Below are 15,754 nucleotides of genomic sequence, written 5' to 3'. Positions count from 1 at the left end.
CTACTGGAGGGGCGCGCTGGACGGCGCGCCGGTCGCGCTCGAACTGCCGACCGACCGGCCGCGTCCCGCCGAGCAGAGCTTCCGCGGCGCGCGCGCGCAGTTCGTGCTGCCCGGCGAGCTGGTGGCGCGCCTCACCGAACTCGCGCAGCGCGATACGGCGACGCTCTACATGGTGCTGCTGGCCGGCTTCGCCACCTTGCTCGGCCGCTACAGCGGCCAGCGGGACATCGTGATCGGCGCGCCGGTGGCCGGGCGCCGGGCCCAGGAGCTGGAAGGGCTGATCGGCTTCTTCATCAATACGCTGGCGCTGCGCGCCGACCTGTCCGGCAACCCGGGTTTCGCCGAACTGCTGGGCCGCGTCAAGCGCAACGCGCTGGCCGCCTACGCCCACCAGGACCTGCCGTTCGAGAAGCTGGTGGCCGAGCTGGCGCCGGCGCGCGACCTGTCGCGCCAGCCGCTGTTCCAGGTGGTGTTCGGCTTCCAGCAGGCCACGCCGCCGATGTCGCTGCCGGGCATCGAGATCGCGGAACTCGACAGCGAGGCGATGGCGGTGAAGTTCGACCTGTCGTTGCAGATGCGCCAGCATCGCGACCATCTCGCCTGCACGCTCGAATACGCCACCGACCTGTTCGATCGCGCCAGCATCGAGCGGATGATCGGCCATTACCGCAACCTGCTCGAGGCCGCCGTGCGCGATCCGCGGCAGCGGATCGGCGAGCTGGACATGCTCGGCGCGGCGGATCGGGCGCAGGTGGTGCGGGAGTGGAATCGCAGCGAGGCGGCGTATCCGGCGGCGCAGCTGACCGGGATGGTCGAGGCGCAGGCGCGGCGCACGCCGGAGGCGGTGGCGCTGCGGCATGGCGAGGCAACGCTCAGCTATGCGCGGCTCGACGCGAGAGCCAACCAGATCGCCCATGCCTTGATCGCGCGCGGCGTCGGTCCCGACACGCGCGTGGCGATCTGCGTGCGGCGTGGTCTCGACATGGTGACGGGGCTGCTGGGCGTGCTGAAGGCCGGCGCGGCCTATGTGCCGATCGATCCGGCTTATCCGGCCGAACGGCTGGCCTACATGCTGGAGGATTGCCGGCCGCGGGTGCTGCTGACGCAAGCGGCGGTGCGCGCGGGCTTGCCCGAGCACGCGTTCGAGACGCTGAGCCTCGATGCCGATGCGGCCGTGTTCGACGCGATGCCGGATTCTCAGCCGACGCGTCGCACGCTGGCCGAGCATCTGGCCTATGTGATCTACACCTCGGGATCGACGGGTCGTCCGAAGGGCGTGATGATCTCGCACGGCGGCTTGTCGAACTACCTGCAATGGGCGCTGGCGGCGTACGAGCCGGCGCCGGAGCGGGGCGCGGTGGTGTCCTCGTCGCTGTCGTTCGACGCGACGGTCACCAGCCTGTGGACGCCGCTGCTGTGTGGCGGCACGGTCACGCTGCTCGACGAGGGCGACGAGATCGCGGGGCTGGAAGCGCATGTTCGCAACGCGGCGGGCCTGGTGAAGATCACCCCGGCCCACCTCGATGCACTGGGCCGTCGCTTGCGTGCCGAAGGCATCAAGGCGAAGACCGACGCGTTCGTGATCGGCGGCGAAGCGCTGAGCGCGGGCACGGTGGCGCTGTGGCAGGAAGTGGGCCCGGGCGCTCGGCTGGTCAACGAATACGGCCCGACCGAAACGGTGGTGGGCTGCCTGGTGTATGACGCGCAGAACCTGCCGGTGGGGATGATGAACGTGCCGGTCGGCCGGCCGGTGGCGAATTCGCAGATCTACATTCTCGATGCCGGCGGCGAGCCGGTACCGGTGGGGGTGACGGGCGAGATATTCATCGGCGGCGCGGGCGTGGCGCGCGGTTACCTGAACCGGCCGAGCCTGACGGCGGAGCGCTTCGTGCCCGATCCGTTCGGCGCGACGGGCGCGCGCATGTACCGGACGGGCGATCTGGCGCGTTACGAGGCGGACGGCAACATCATCTACCTGGGCCGCAACGACGAGCAGGTGAAGCTGCGCGGCTTCCGTATCGAGCTGGGCGAAATCGGAGCGATGCTGGGGGCGCATCCCGGCGTTCGCGACGCGGTGGTGGTGATGCGGGAGGAGGCGGACGGCGATCGCCGGCTGGTGGGCTACTACACCAGCGACGAAGGCCGGGACCCGGGCCTCGAGGTCTTGCGCGCGCATCTGAAAGCGAGCCTGCCGGACTATATGGTGCCGTCGGCGCTGCTGAAGCTCGACGCGCTCCCGCTGACGCCGAACGGCAAGCTGGACCGCAAGGCGCTGCCGCAGCCGGGCGAGACGAGCGGCAGCGGCAACTACGTCGAACCGGAAGGCGAGATCGAAACGCGCCTTGCGCGGATCTGGCGCGAGGTGCTGAAGGTCGAGCGAGTCGGCCGCCATGACAACTTCTTCGAACTGGGCGGCCATTCGCTGCTGGCGATCAAGCTGTTCTCGCAGATGCGCCGCGCGGGCCTGGCCGCCGACGTGCGCGTGCTGTTCAACGCCCCGACCCTGGCCGCGCTGGCGCGCGCCGTGGGCGGCGAATCGAGCCGGCAGGTGGTCGTGCCGCCGAACGCGATTCCCGCCGGCTGCGAGGCGATCACGCCCGACATGCTGCCGCTCGCGCGGCTCACGCAGGACGACATCGATGCGATCGTGGCCCGCGTGCCGGGCGGCGCCGCCAACGTGCAGGACATCTACGCGCTCGCGCCGCTGCAGGAAGGCGTGCTGTTCCATCACCTGATGGCGCGCGACGGCGACCCCTACCTGCTCAACACGCTGTTCCGCTTCGACGATCGCGCGCGCCTCGACGCCTTCCTGGCGGCCTTGCGCGAGGTGATCGCGCGCCACGACATCCTGCGCACGGCGGTGTTGTGGGAAGGCTTGTCGGAGCCGGTGCAGGTGGTCTGGCGCGAGGCGTCGATCCAGGTCGACGAGGTGGCGGTGCAAGCCGCCGACGGCGACGCGCTGGCCGATCTGCAGCGCCGCTTTGACGCGCGCCAGGTCTGGCTGGACCTGGGCCGGGCGCCGCTGATGCGGATCTTCGTCGCGCGGGACGCGAGCGGCGGCAAGTGGGCCATGCAGGTGCTGTTCCATCACCTCGCGATCGACCACACGGCGCTCGACGGCATCGCGCGCGAAGTGCAGGCCTGCCTGCTCGGCCGCGCCGCGCAACTGCCGGCGCCGGTGCCGTTCCGCAGCTACGTGGCCCAGGCGCGCCTGGGCGTGAGCCGCGAGGCGCACGAGCAGTTCTTCACGAAGATGCTGGGCACGGTGGAGGAGCCGAGCCTGCCGTTCGGCCTGCAGGACACGCAGGGCGAGGGGCACGGCATCGGCGAGACGCGCGTGGAGCTGGAGGCCGCGCTGGCGGGGCGGATTCGCCATCACGCGCGCGAGCTGGGCGTGAGCGCCGCCAGTCTGTTCCACCTCGCCTGGGCCCAGGTGGTGGGCCGCGCGGCCGGCCGCGACGACGTGGTATTCGGCACGGTGCTGTTCGGGCGCATGCAGGGCAGCAGCGAGACCGAGCACGCGCTGGGCATGTTCATCAACACCCTGCCGGTGCGCATCGGCCTGGCCGACGGCGTGCGCGAGGCGATCCGGCGCACCCACGCCACGCTCACCGAGCTGCTGCGCCACGAGCACGCGCCGCTGGCGCTGGCCCAGCAGTGCAGCGGCGTGCAGGCGCCGGCGCCGCTGTTCAGCGCGCTGCTGAACTACCGCCACGACGATGCCGCCCAGGACGCCGAGCAGACGCTGCAGGCCTGGCAGGGCATCGAGACGGTGCGTTCCGAGGAGCGCACCAACTACCCGTTGACGCTGTCGGTCGACGATCGCCAGGCCGGCTTCGGCCTGATGGTGCATGTGATCGACACGCTCGACGGCGCGAGCATCGCCGGCTACGTCGAGCAGGCACTGCGCGCGATGCTCGACGCGCTGGAGCAGGACGGCACGCGCGCCGTGCGCGAGCTGGACGTGCTGCCGGCGGCCGAGCGAGAACAGGTCCTCAACGGCTGGAACGCCACCGGCGCCGACTATCCGCGCGAGGCGGGCCTGAGCGCGCTGTTCGAGGCGCAAGCGGCCCGCTCGCCCGAGGCGATCGCGCTCGAACACGGCAGCCTCACGCTCAGCTACGGCGAACTGGAGCAGCGCGCCAACCGTCTCGCGCACTACCTGGGCGAGCGCGGCGTGACGAGCGGCACGCGCGTCGCGCTGCTGCTGGAGCGCTCGATCGAGCTGGTGGTGGCGGAGCTGGCCGTGCTCAAGTGCGGCGCCGTCTACGTGCCGCTCGACAGCGCGGCGCCGCCCGAGCGGCTGCGCTTCATGCTGGAGGACTGCGGCGCGCGCCTGCTGCTCGCGCATTCCTCGCTGGCCGCGCCCGAATTCGACGCGACGCAAGCCGGCCCGACGCGCATCGACCTCGACACGCTGGCCGCCTCGGGCGAGCTGGCGCGTTGCGCGTCCAGCGCGCCCGCGCTGGCGGCCTGCGCCGAAGCGCCGGCCTACATCATGTACACCTCGGGCTCGACCGGCACGCCCAAGGGCGTGGTGGTGCCGCAGCGCGCGATCACGCGCCTGGTGCTGAACTGCGGCTACGCCGAGTTCGGCCCGGCCGATCGCTTCGGCTTCGCCTCGAACCCGGCCTTCGATGCCAGCACCCTGGAAGTCTGGGGGCCGCTGCTCAACGGCGGACGCAGCGTGGTGATCGACCCGGCCACCCTGCTGTCGCCCACGGGCCTGCGCGACGCGCTGCTCTCGCACGGCGTGGACGTGCTGTTCATGACGGTCGGCCTGTTCGACCAGCATCTCGACACGCTGCTGCCGGCCTTCGCCCGGTTGCGCTACCTGATGGTGGGCGGCGACCTGCTGACCCCGGAACACATGGCGCGCGTGCTGGAGCGCGGCGCCCCGCGGCAATTGATGAGCGTGTACGGCCCGACCGAGGCCACCACCTTCTCGATGTTCTGTCCGCTGGACGCCACGATCGGCGCGGCGCGCTCGGTGCCGATCGGCCGCGCGCTGTCGAACACCCGTGTCTACGTGCTCGACGCGCGCGGCGAGCCGCAGCCGGTGGGCGTGGCGGGCGAGCTGTACGTGGGCGGAGAAGGGCTCGCCCACGGTTATCTCGATCGCCCGGGCCTGAGCGCCGAGCGCTTCCTGCCCGATCCGGCCGGCATGCCCGGCAGCCGCATGTATCGCACCGGCGACCTGGCGCGCTGGCTGCCGGACGGCCGCGTCGAATTCCTCGGCCGCGACGACGACCAGGTCAAGCTGCGCGGCTTCCGCATCGAACTGGGCGAGATCGGCGCGAAGCTGATGCGCCATCCGGCGGTGCGCGACGCGCTGGTGGTGGCGCGTGCCGAGCCTGCCGGCGGGCTGGCCGGCAAGCGGCTGGTGGCCTACTACACCTGCCACGGCGACACCCAGGCGGTGGACGGCGAGGCGCTGCGCCAGCACCTGCTGCCGCTGCTGCCCGAGTACATGCTGCCGTCCGCCTACGTCTGGCTGGCGGCGCTGCCGCTCACGCGCAACGGCAAGCCCGACCGCAAGGCACTGCCCGATCCCGACGACCAGGCCTATGCGCGCGGCGGCTACATGGCCCCGCAAGGCGAGCTGGAAAACACGCTGGCGCGGATCTGGAGCGAGGTGCTCGGCATCGCGCAGGTCGGCCGGCACGACAACTTCTTCGCGCTGGGCGGACATTCGCTGCTGGCCATCGGCGTGATCGAGCGGATGCGCGCGCTCGGCCTGCATGCCGACGTGCGCCTGCTGTTCGGCGCGGCCGACCTGGCCGCGCTGGCCGAGGCGATCGGCTCGGGCCAGGCGGGCGAGGCGCAGGTGACGGTGCCGCCCAACGCCATCGCGCCGGGCACCACCCACCTCACGCCGGCGCTGCTGCCGCTGGTGAGCCTCAGCCAGGCCCAGCTCGACGCGCTGGTGGCGGCCGTACCGGGCGGGGCGGCCAACGTGCAGGACATCTATCCGCTCGCGCCGCTGCAGGAGGGCGTGCTGTTCCATCACCTGATGGCCGAGCAGGGCGACCCGTACCTGCTCAACAGCCTGTTCGCCTTCGACGGCCGCGAGCGGCTCGACGCCTTCCTCGGCGCGCTGCAGCAGGTGATCGCGCGTCACGACATCCTGCGCACGGCGGTGCACTGGACGGGGCTGCCCGAGCCGGTGCAGGTGGTCTGGCGCGAGGCGCCGATCGAGGTCGAGACGGTCGAGCTGGAAGCCGGCGAGGACCCGGGCCGGCAACTGCGCGAGCGCTTCGACGCGCGCCGCATCAAGCTCGACCTGGCGCGCGCGCCGCTGATGCGCGCCGTGGTCGCCCACGACGCGGCGGCCGGGCGCTGGCTGATGCTGGTGCTGTTCCATCACCTGGTGCTCGACCACACCGCGCTCGACAGCGTCGAGCGCGAGGTTCGCGCCTTCCTGCTGGACGCGCCGCAGACGCTCGCGCCCTCGGTGCCGTTCCGCAACTACGTGGCCCAGGCCAGGCTCGGCGTGAGCCGCGCCGAGCACGAGGCCTTCTTCCGCGAGATGCTCGGCGACATCACCGAGCCGGCGCTGCCGTTCGGGCTGGGCGACACGCGGGACGAGGGGCATCGCACGCGCGAGACGCGCCATGCCCTGGATGGCGCGCTGGCCGTTCGCCTGCGCGCCGCGGCACGCGCGCTGGGCGTGAGCGCGGCCAGCCTGTTCCACCTGGCCTGGGCGCGGGTGATCGACCGCACCTCGGGGCCGCGCGCGCAGCCTGACGGCGTGGTGTTCGGCACGGTGCTGTTCGGCCGCATGCAAGGCTCGGCCGGTGCCGAGCGCGCGCTGGGCATGTTCATCAATACGCTGCCGGTTCGCATCGCGCTGGACGGCGGCGTGCGCGAGGCGGTGCGCCGCGCGCACGGCACGCTCACGCAACTGCTGCGCCACGAGCACGCGCCGCTCGCGCTGGCGCGCCAGTGCAGCGGCGTGAAGGCGCCGGCGCCGCTGTTCAGCGCGCTGCTGAACTACCGCTACGACGCGCTCGACCAGTATTCGGGCGAGGCGCGCACGGCCTGGCAGGGGATCGAGTCGCTCGGTTCCGAGGAGCGCACCAACTATCCGCTGACGCTGTCGGTGGACGATCTGGGCGAGGGTTTCGGCATGACCGTGCTGGCCACCGGCGGGATCGACGGCGCGCGCATCGCGGCCTATGTCGAGGCGGCCCTGCTCGGTATCGTCGAGGCGCTCGACGGCACGGCCGCGCCGCTGCTGCGCGAGGTGGCGGTGCTGCCGCCGGCGGAGCGCGAGGCGGTGCTGGCGGCCAGCGCGCCTCGAGCAGGTTATGTAGTCGAGGGCGGGCTGGCGCGGCGCTTCGAGGCGCAGGCACGGCGCGCGCCCGAGGCGATTGCGCTGCTGCATGACGGGCAGTCGCTCGCCTACGGCGAACTCGATACGCGCGCCAATCGCATCGCGCATGCGCTGCGCGAGCGCGGCGTGGGCGCCGATCAACGGGTCGCCCTCTGCGTCGAGCGCGGTTTCGACCTGGTCGCCGGCGTGCTCGGCATCCTCAAGGCCGGCGCCGCCTACGTGCCGCTCGATCCCGCTTATCCGGCCCAGCGCCTGGGCTACATGCTCGACGACAGCGCGCCCGCCGTGCTGCTGACCAGCCAGGCCCTGCTCGACAGCGTCCCCGCGCTGGCGGCGGCCTCCTCGACGCTGCTGCTCGAAAACTGCACGGCAGCCGCGCCCGACGATTTCACCGCCGCGCCCGTGCTGCCCGAGCAGCTCGCCTACGTGATCTACACCTCGGGCTCCACCGGCCAGCCCAAGGGCGTGACCGTCACGCACGCCAACGTGCTGCGCCTGTTCTCGGCCACCCAGGACGCATTCGGCTTCGACCACGACGATGTCTGGACGCTGTTCCATTCCTTCGCCTTCGACTTCTCGGTCTGGGAGATCTGGGGCGCGCTGCTCGCGGGCGGGCGCCTGGTGATCGTGCCCAAGCCGGTGGCGCAGTCGCCGGAAGCCTTCCATGCGCTGCTGGGCGAGACCGGCGTGACGGTGTTGAACCAGACGCCGAGCGCGTTCCGTCAACTGATCGCGGCGCAACGTGCCAGCAGCGCCACGCACCGGCTTCGTCACGTGATATTCGGCGGCGAGGCGCTCGATCCGGGCATGCTCGCGCCCTGGTACGCGGACCCGCGCAACGCGGCCACGCGGCTCGCGAACATGTACGGCATCACCGAAACCACGGTGCACGTCAGCTACCGGGCGCTGGAGGCCGGCGACGCCGAGCGCGCCGGCAGCCCGATCGGGCACGCGCTGCCGGACCTGGGCGCCTACCTGCTCGACGAGCGGCGCGAAGCGGTGCCCGAGGGCGTGGCGGGCGAGCTGTACATCGCGGGCGCGGGGCTGGCGCGCGGCTACCTGGGCCGCCCGGCACTGACGGCCGAGCGCTTCGTGCCGAACCCGTTCGGCGCGCCCGGCTCGCGCCTGTATCGCACCGGCGACCTGGCGCGGCGCCTGGCCGACGGTAGCCTCGACTACCTGGGCCGCAACGACGAGCAGGTCAAGATCCGGGGCTTTCGCATCGAACTGGGCGAGATCGCGGCGGCCGTCGCCGCGCTGCCCGGCGTGCGCGATGCCGTGGTGCTGGCGCGTGAATTCGGCGCGCCCGCCGACCACCAGGCCGGAAATCAGGCAGGCACCGGCCACGGCGGCAAGCCCGGCGAGCCGGACCTGCGGCTGGTGGCCTACTACACGGCGGCGGCGGCCGAGGCCGGCGAGCCGCCGCTCGAGGCCCCGTCCGGCGAGGCGCTGCGCGCGGCCCTGCTGGGCCGCCTGCCGGACTACATGGTGCCGGCCGCCTACGTGCGGCTCGACGCCTGGCCGCTGACCGCCAACGGCAAGCTCGAGCGCGCCGCGCTGCCCGCGCCCGACGCGAGTGCCTACGCGCGCCGCGCCTACGAGGCGCCGCAAGGCGAGATCGAGACGCAGCTGGCCCGCATCTGGGGCGAGGTGCTCGGCGTCGAGCCGGTGGGCCGTCATGACAATTTCTTCGAACTGGGCGGCCATTCGCTGCTGGCCATCTCGCTGACCGAGCGGATGCGCGAGGCCGGCCTGCATGCCGACGTGCGCGCGCTGTTCGGCGCGCCCACGCTCGCCGCGCTGGCCGGGTCGGTCGGCCGCGAGCCGCAGCAGTCCATCGTGGTACCGCCCAACCGTATTCCCCAGGCGTCCGCCCGCAACAAGGCGCAAGCCGACGCCAATCGCACCGTGGAGCTGCGCATATGACTTTTACCGAGCTGAAGGCCCGGCTACTCGAACAGGCTGTCCGGTTGCGCCGCGACGGGGATTCGCTGGTGATCCATTGCGACGGCGAGCTGGACGACGGCGAGCTGCTGGCCGGCCTGCGCGAACACAAGGCCGCGCTGCTCGAGCTGGTGAACGACCGCGACTGGTGGCAGCCCGAACCCGTCATCACGCCCGACATGCTGAGCCTGGTGGCGCTCGGCGAGGACGAGATCGCGCGCCTGGTGGCCGGCGTGCCGGGCGGGGCGGCCAACGTGCAGGACATCTATCCGCTCGCGCCGCTGCAGCAGGGCATGCTGTTCCATCACCTGATGGCCAGCGAGGGCGACCCCTACCTGCTCAACACGATGTTCGCGTTCGACAGCCGCGCGCGGCTCGATAGCTTCCTCGACGCGATGCAGCGCGTGATCGCGCGCCACGACATCCTGCGCACCTCGGTGCATTGGGAGGGGATCGGCGAGCCGGTGCAGATCGTCTGGCGCGAGGCGCCGCTGCAGGTCGAGGAGGTGGTGCTCGACGCACGCGAGGGCGAACTGGCCCGTCAATTGGAGGCGCGCTTCGATGCGCGCCAGGCGCGGCTCGACCTGGGCCGCGCGCCGCTGCTGCGCGCCATCGTGGCGCACGACGCGGCTCATGAGCGCTGGCTGATGCACGTGCTGTTCCACCATCTGGTGATGGACCACACCGCGCTGGCCGGCGTCGAGCGCGAGGTGCGGGCGATCCTCGCCGGGCGGCCGGACCTGCTGCCCGAGCCGGTGCCGTTCCGCAACTACGTGGCGCAGGCGCGCCTGGGCGTGAGCGAGGCGGAGCACGAGCAGTTCTTCCGCGAGATGCTGGCCGAGATCGACGAGCCGACCCTGCCGTTCGGGCTGCGCGACGTGCAGGGCGACGGGCAGGGCATCGTCGAGCACGTGCTGCCGCTGGACGACGCGCTGGCGCGGCGCATCCGCGCCCAGGCGCGGCAGGCCGGCGTGAGCGCGGCCAGCCTGTTCCACCTGGCCTGGGCCCTGGTGGTGGGCCGCACCGCCGGCCGCGACGAGGTGGTGTTCGGCACCGTGCTGTTCGGCCGGATGCAGGGCGGCGCGCATGCCGAGCGCGCGCTGGGCATGTTCATCAACACGCTGCCGGTGCGCATCGGCCTGGCCGGGGACGCGCGCGCGGCGCTGGTCGCCACCCATCGGCGGCTCACCCAGCTGCTGCGCCACGAGCACGCCTCGCTGGCGCTGGCGCAGCAGTGCAGCGGCGTGGCCGCGCCGGCGCCGCTGTTCAGCGCGCTGCTGAACTACCGCCACGGCGCGAGCCCGAAGGCGAGCGAGGCCTCGGCGGGCCTGCACGGCGTGCAGTCGCTGCGTTCCGAGGAGCGCACCAATTACCCGATCTCGCTGGCCGTCGACGATTTCGGCGAGGCCTTCTCGCTGAGCCTGCAGGTGCTGGACGGCCTGCCCGGCGCGTCGATCTGCGAGTACATGCGCATCGCGCTGGAAGGCATCGTGGCCGCGCTCGAGAGCGGCGCCGCGCGTGCCGTGCGCGAGCTGCCGATCCTGCCGCCGGCCGAGCGCGAGGCGCTGGCCCGCGCCTGGCAGCGCGCCGCCACCACCTTCCCCGGCGAACCCTGCCTGCCCGCGCGCTTCGCCGCGCAGGCGGCGCGCACGCCCGAGGCGGTCGCGCTGGTGCACGAGGCGCAGCGCCTGAGCTACGCGGCGCTGAACGCGCGCGCCAACCGGCTCGCGCATTGGCTGATCGCGCACGGCGTCGGCCCCGACATGCGCGTGGCGCTGTGCGCGCAGCGCGGCGTCGGCATGGTGGTCGGGCTGCTGGCGATCATGAAGGCGGGCGGCGCCTACGTGCCGCTCGATCCGGCTTATCCGGCCGAGCGGCTCGCCCATATCCTGCTCGACGCCGATCCGACGCTGCTGCTGGTCGACGAGGCCGGCCGCGAGGCGCTCGGCGGCGAGGCGGCGGTGCCCGGCGCCTGGCTGCTCGACGCGCCGCTCGACGCGAGCCTGCCCGACACCGACCCCGGCGCGCGCGGCCTGCTGCCCGCGCACCTGGCCTACGTGATCTACACCTCGGGCTCGACCGGCAAGCCCAAGGGCGTGCAGGTCACGCATGCCGCGCTGCTCAACCTGCTCGATTCGATGGCCGGGCAGCCCGGCGTCGACGCCCGGGACACGGTGCTGAACCTGACCTCGCTGTCCTTCGACATCGCCGCGCTCGAACTCTACCTGCCGCTGCTCAAGGGCGCGCGCCTGGTGCTGGCGCCGCGCGACGCCGGGCTGGACCCGGCGCGGCTCGCCGCGCTGATCGAGGACCAGGGCGTGAGCCTGGTGCAGGCCACTCCCGCGCACTGGAGCGCGCTGCTCGACCATCGCTGGCCCGCCGGCCGCTTCAAGGTGCTGTGCGGCGGCGAGGCGCTGCCGGCCGCGCTGGCCGCGCGCCTGTTCGAGCACGTGCCGGTGATCTGGAACATGTACGGGCCGACCGAAACCACCATCTGGTCGGCGGTGGACCGCATGGAAAGCGGGCAGGACAGCGCGATCGGCGCGCCGGTCGCCAACACCGGGCTCTACGTGCTCGACGCGCAGCTCGAGCCGGTGCCCGCCGGCGTGGCGGGCGAGCTCTACATCGCCGGCGCGGGCCTGGCGCGCGCCTACGCGGGGCGCAGCGCGCTCACCGCCGAGCGCTTCCTGCCCGATCCGTTCGCCAGCCGCGGCGAGCGCATGTACCGCACCGGCGACCTGGTGCGCCGCCGCGCCGACGGGCGGCTCGACTTCATCGGCCGCGCCGACCAGCAGATCAAGATCCGCGGCTTCCGGATCGAGCCCGGCGAGATCGAGGGCGCGCTGGCGAGCCATCCGCGGGTGCGCCAGGCGGTGGTCTCGACCTGCCGCGACGCGGCCGGCCAGCCGCACCTGGTGGCCTATGTCGAGCCGCGCGACGAGCGCGACGGCAGCCACGAGGGCGGCCCGGGCGAGGACGCGCTGTCGTTCTCGCTGTTCTACTTCGGCGCCGACACCTACGACCCCAAGGACAAGTACCGGCTCTACATGGAGTCCGCCGCGTTCGCCGACGAACACGGCTTCGAGGCGGTCTGGACCCCCGAGCGCCACTTCCACACGGTCGGCGCGCTCTACCCGAACCCGGCCGTGCTGAACGCGGCGCTGGCCGCGCGCACCCGGCGCGTGCACCTGCGCGCCGGCAGCGTGGTGCTGCCGCTGCATCCGGTGCAGCGCGTGGCGGAGGAATGGGCGGTGGTCGACAACCTCTCGCAGGGCCGGGTGGGGATGGCGATCGCCTCCGGCTGGCACTCGCGCGACTTCTCGCTGGCGCCGCACAACTTCCCGCCCGACAAGCGCAAGCAGGCGGTGCGCGAGGGCATCGAGACCCTGAAGGCGCTGTGGGCCGGCCAGACCGTGAGCTTCCCCGACGGCCACGGCAAGCCGGTGGAGATCCAGGTCTATCCGCGCCCGGTGCAGGCCAGCCTGCCGATCTGGCTCACCGCGGCCGGCAACCCCGATACCTTCGTCCACGCCGGGCGCACCGGCGCGCACCTGCTGACCCACCTGCTGGGCCAGACCATGGACGAGCTGGCCGAGCGCATCGCGCTGTACCGCCAGGCGCTCGCCGAGCACGGCCACGATCCACGCCGGCAGCGCGTCACGCTGATGGTGCACGCCTATCTGGGCGAGGACCTCGACACCGTGATGGCCGAGGCGCGCCTGCCCTTCATGAACTACATGCGCGAGCACGTCGGGCTGCTGCGGCCGATGGTGCAGAGCCTGGTGCCGAGCGAGTTCGCCACGCCGGCCGAGATCGACGGTTTCATCGACCAGCACGTCGACCAGCTGGTGGAATTCGCCTTCGAGCGCTACGCGCGCACCGCCGCGCTGATCGGCACGCCGGCGAGCTGCCAGCCGATGCTGGAGAAGTTCCGCGAGGCCGGCGTCGACGAGATCGCCTGCCTGGTCGACTGGATGGAGCCGGACCTGGCGCTGGCCGGGCTGCCGGCGCTGGACCGCCTGCGCCAGCTCGGCGCGCTCGCCCTGCCCAGCGCGCGCGCGCTGCGCCAGCACTGCCAGGAACGGCTGCCCGACTACATGGTGCCGGGGCAGGTGATGCTGATCGAGCGCTGGCCGCTCACGCCCAACGGCAAGATCGACCGCAAGGCGCTGCCGGCGCCGGACCTGAGCGCGGTGGCGCGCCACGAATACGAGCCGCCGCGGGGCGAGCTCGAGGCGAGCATCGCGCGGATCTGGGAGGCGGTGCTGGAGCAGCCCCAGGTGGGCCGCCACGACAACTTCTTCGAGCTGGGCGGCCATTCGCTGCTGGCCATCAACGTGATCGAGCGGATGCGCCAGGCGGGCCTGCACACCGATGTGCGCACCCTGTTCAACGCGCCCACCCTGGCCGCGCTGGCCGCCGCGCTGGGCGCTGCCGGCGACGGCGAGGCCGGTGGCGTGGTGACGGTGCCGGCCGTGCTGGTCGCGCCCGGCACGCAGCGCATCACGCCGGCCATGCTGCCGCTCGCCTCGCTCACGCAGGAGCAGATCGAGCGCGTGGTCGAGCAGGTGCCCGGCGGCGCGCCCAACGTGCAGGACATCTATCCGCTCGCGCCGCTGCAGGAAGGCGTGCTGTTCCATCACCTGATGTCGCGCGAGGGCGACCCGTTCCTGCTCAGCGCGCTGTTCGGCATCGAGACGCGCACGCGCGTGGACGCCTTCCTCGCCGCGCTCGGGCAGGTGGTGGCGCGCCACGACATCCTGCGCACCTCGGTGCACTGGGAGGGCATCCCCGAGCCGGTGCAGGTGGTCTGGCGCGAGGCGCGCCCCGAGATCGAGGAGGTGCAGCTCGACCCGCTCGGCGGCAGCCCCGCCGCGCAATTGCGCGCGCGCTACGACGAGCGCCGCGTGCGCCTGGATGTGCGCCGCGCGCCGCTGATGCGGGTGATCGTGGCCCGCGACGGCTTCGATGCCGGGCAGGACCGCTGGCTGATGCTGGTGCTGTTCCACCATCTGGCGATGGACCACACCGCGCTCGAACGCGTGGCGCAGGAAGTGCAGGCGCACGTGGCCGGCGAGGCCGCCCAGCTGCCGCCCTCGGTGCCGTTCCGCAACTACGTGGCGCAGGCGCGCCTGGGCGTGACGCGCGACGAGCACCTGACCTTCTTCCGCGAGATGCTGGCCGATATCGACGAGCCGACCCTGCCGTTCGGCCTGCAGGACGTGCAGGGCGAGGGGCGCGGGGTGGACGAGGCGCGCCTCGACGTGGCGCCCGCCCTGGCGCGCCGCGTGCGCGCCCAGGCCCGCCAGCTCGGCGTGAGCGCGGCCAGCCTGTTCCACCTGGCCTGGGCCCAGGTGCTCGGCCACGCCTCCGGCCGCGACGAGGTGGTGTTCGGCACGGTGCTGTTCGGCCGCATGCAGGGCGGCGCCGGCACCGAGCGCGCGCTGGGCATGTTCATCAACACGCTGCCGGTGCGCATCGGCCTGGACCACGGCGTGCGCGAGGGCGTCACGCTCACCCACCGCGCGCTCACGCGCCTGATGCGCCACGAGCATGCACCGCTGGCGCTGGCCCAGCAGTGCAGCGGCGTGGGCGCCTCGGTGCCGCTGTTCAGCGCGCTGCTGAACTACCGCTATACCGCGCCGCACGCCACCCGCGACGGCATCGAGCTGCTCGAATCGGAGGAGCGCACCAACTACCCGCTGGCGATCACCGTCGACGATTTCGGCGAGGCCTTCATGCTGACCGCCCAGGTGGTGGAGCGGCTCGAGGCCGCGCGCATCTGCGGCTACCTGCACGAGGCGCTGGCCCAACTGGTCGACGCGCTGGAGCGCCAGGCCTGGCGGCGCGTGCGCGAGCTGCCGATGCTGCCGGCCGCCGAGCGCGAGCGGCTGCTGAGCGCCTGGAATCGCACCGATACCGTCTACGACGGCCCCACCGACCTGGTGGCGATGTTCGAGGCCCAGGTGGCGCGCACGCCCGCGGCTGAGGCGCTGGTCCACGAGGACCTGCGCCTGGACTACGCCGAACTGAACCGCCGCGCCAACCGGCTCGCGCACCAGTTGATCGCGCGCGGCGTGGGTCCCGACATGCGCGTGGCGATCTGCCTGGAGCGCGGCCCGGCGATGGTGATCGGGCTGCTCGGCATCCTCAAGGCGGGCGCGGCCTACCTGCCGCTCGACCCGGGCCTGCCGCCGCAGCGGCTCGCCTACCTGCTCGGCGACAGCGCGCCGGCCATGCTGCTGACGCTCGAGGCGTGGCGGCCGCTGCTGGACGCCGCCGCGCCGCCGGCCGGGCTGCCGCCGCTGCTGTGCCTCGACGCGCCCGAGGCGGCGCTCGACGGCCGCGCGGCCGATGGCGATCTCGATGGCGAGGCCGCCGAGCGCAACCCGGGCGTGGCGCTCGCGCCCGGCCACCTGGCCTACGTGATCTACACCTCGGGCTCGACCGGCCAACCCAAGGGCGTGACGGTGC

2 protein-coding genes (both only partly in view) are annotated in these 15,754 nt (G+C 72.9%); both read left to right on the top strand.

The window, feature by feature from the left end:
• On the top strand, positions 1-9,262 hold the end of the coding sequence (locus BM43_RS33985; protein ID WP_045577501.1) for a hybrid non-ribosomal peptide synthetase/type I polyketide synthase. It extends 12,089 nt beyond the left edge of the window; only the last 9,262 of its 21,351 coding nucleotides appear in the window; its start codon lies off the left edge, out of view; it ends in the stop codon at positions 9,260-9,262.
• Positions 9,259-15,754: the start of a non-ribosomal peptide synthetase gene (locus tag BM43_RS33980; RefSeq protein ID WP_080941776.1), read on the top strand. Its footprint extends 15,374 nt past the window's final position; the window shows 6,496 of its 21,870 coding nt (coding positions 1-6,496); its start codon is at positions 9,259-9,261; the stop codon falls past the right edge of the window. Before BM43_RS33985 ends, BM43_RS33980 begins: the two co-directional genes overlap by 4 nt.

Origin of the sequence: Burkholderia gladioli, from assembly GCF_000959725.1 — a bacterium.
Lineage (GTDB): Bacteria > Pseudomonadota > Gammaproteobacteria > Burkholderiales > Burkholderiaceae > Burkholderia > Burkholderia gladioli.
Note: the sequence above shows the minus strand (reverse complement) of the source record. Positions and strands in the feature narration are given on the sequence as shown.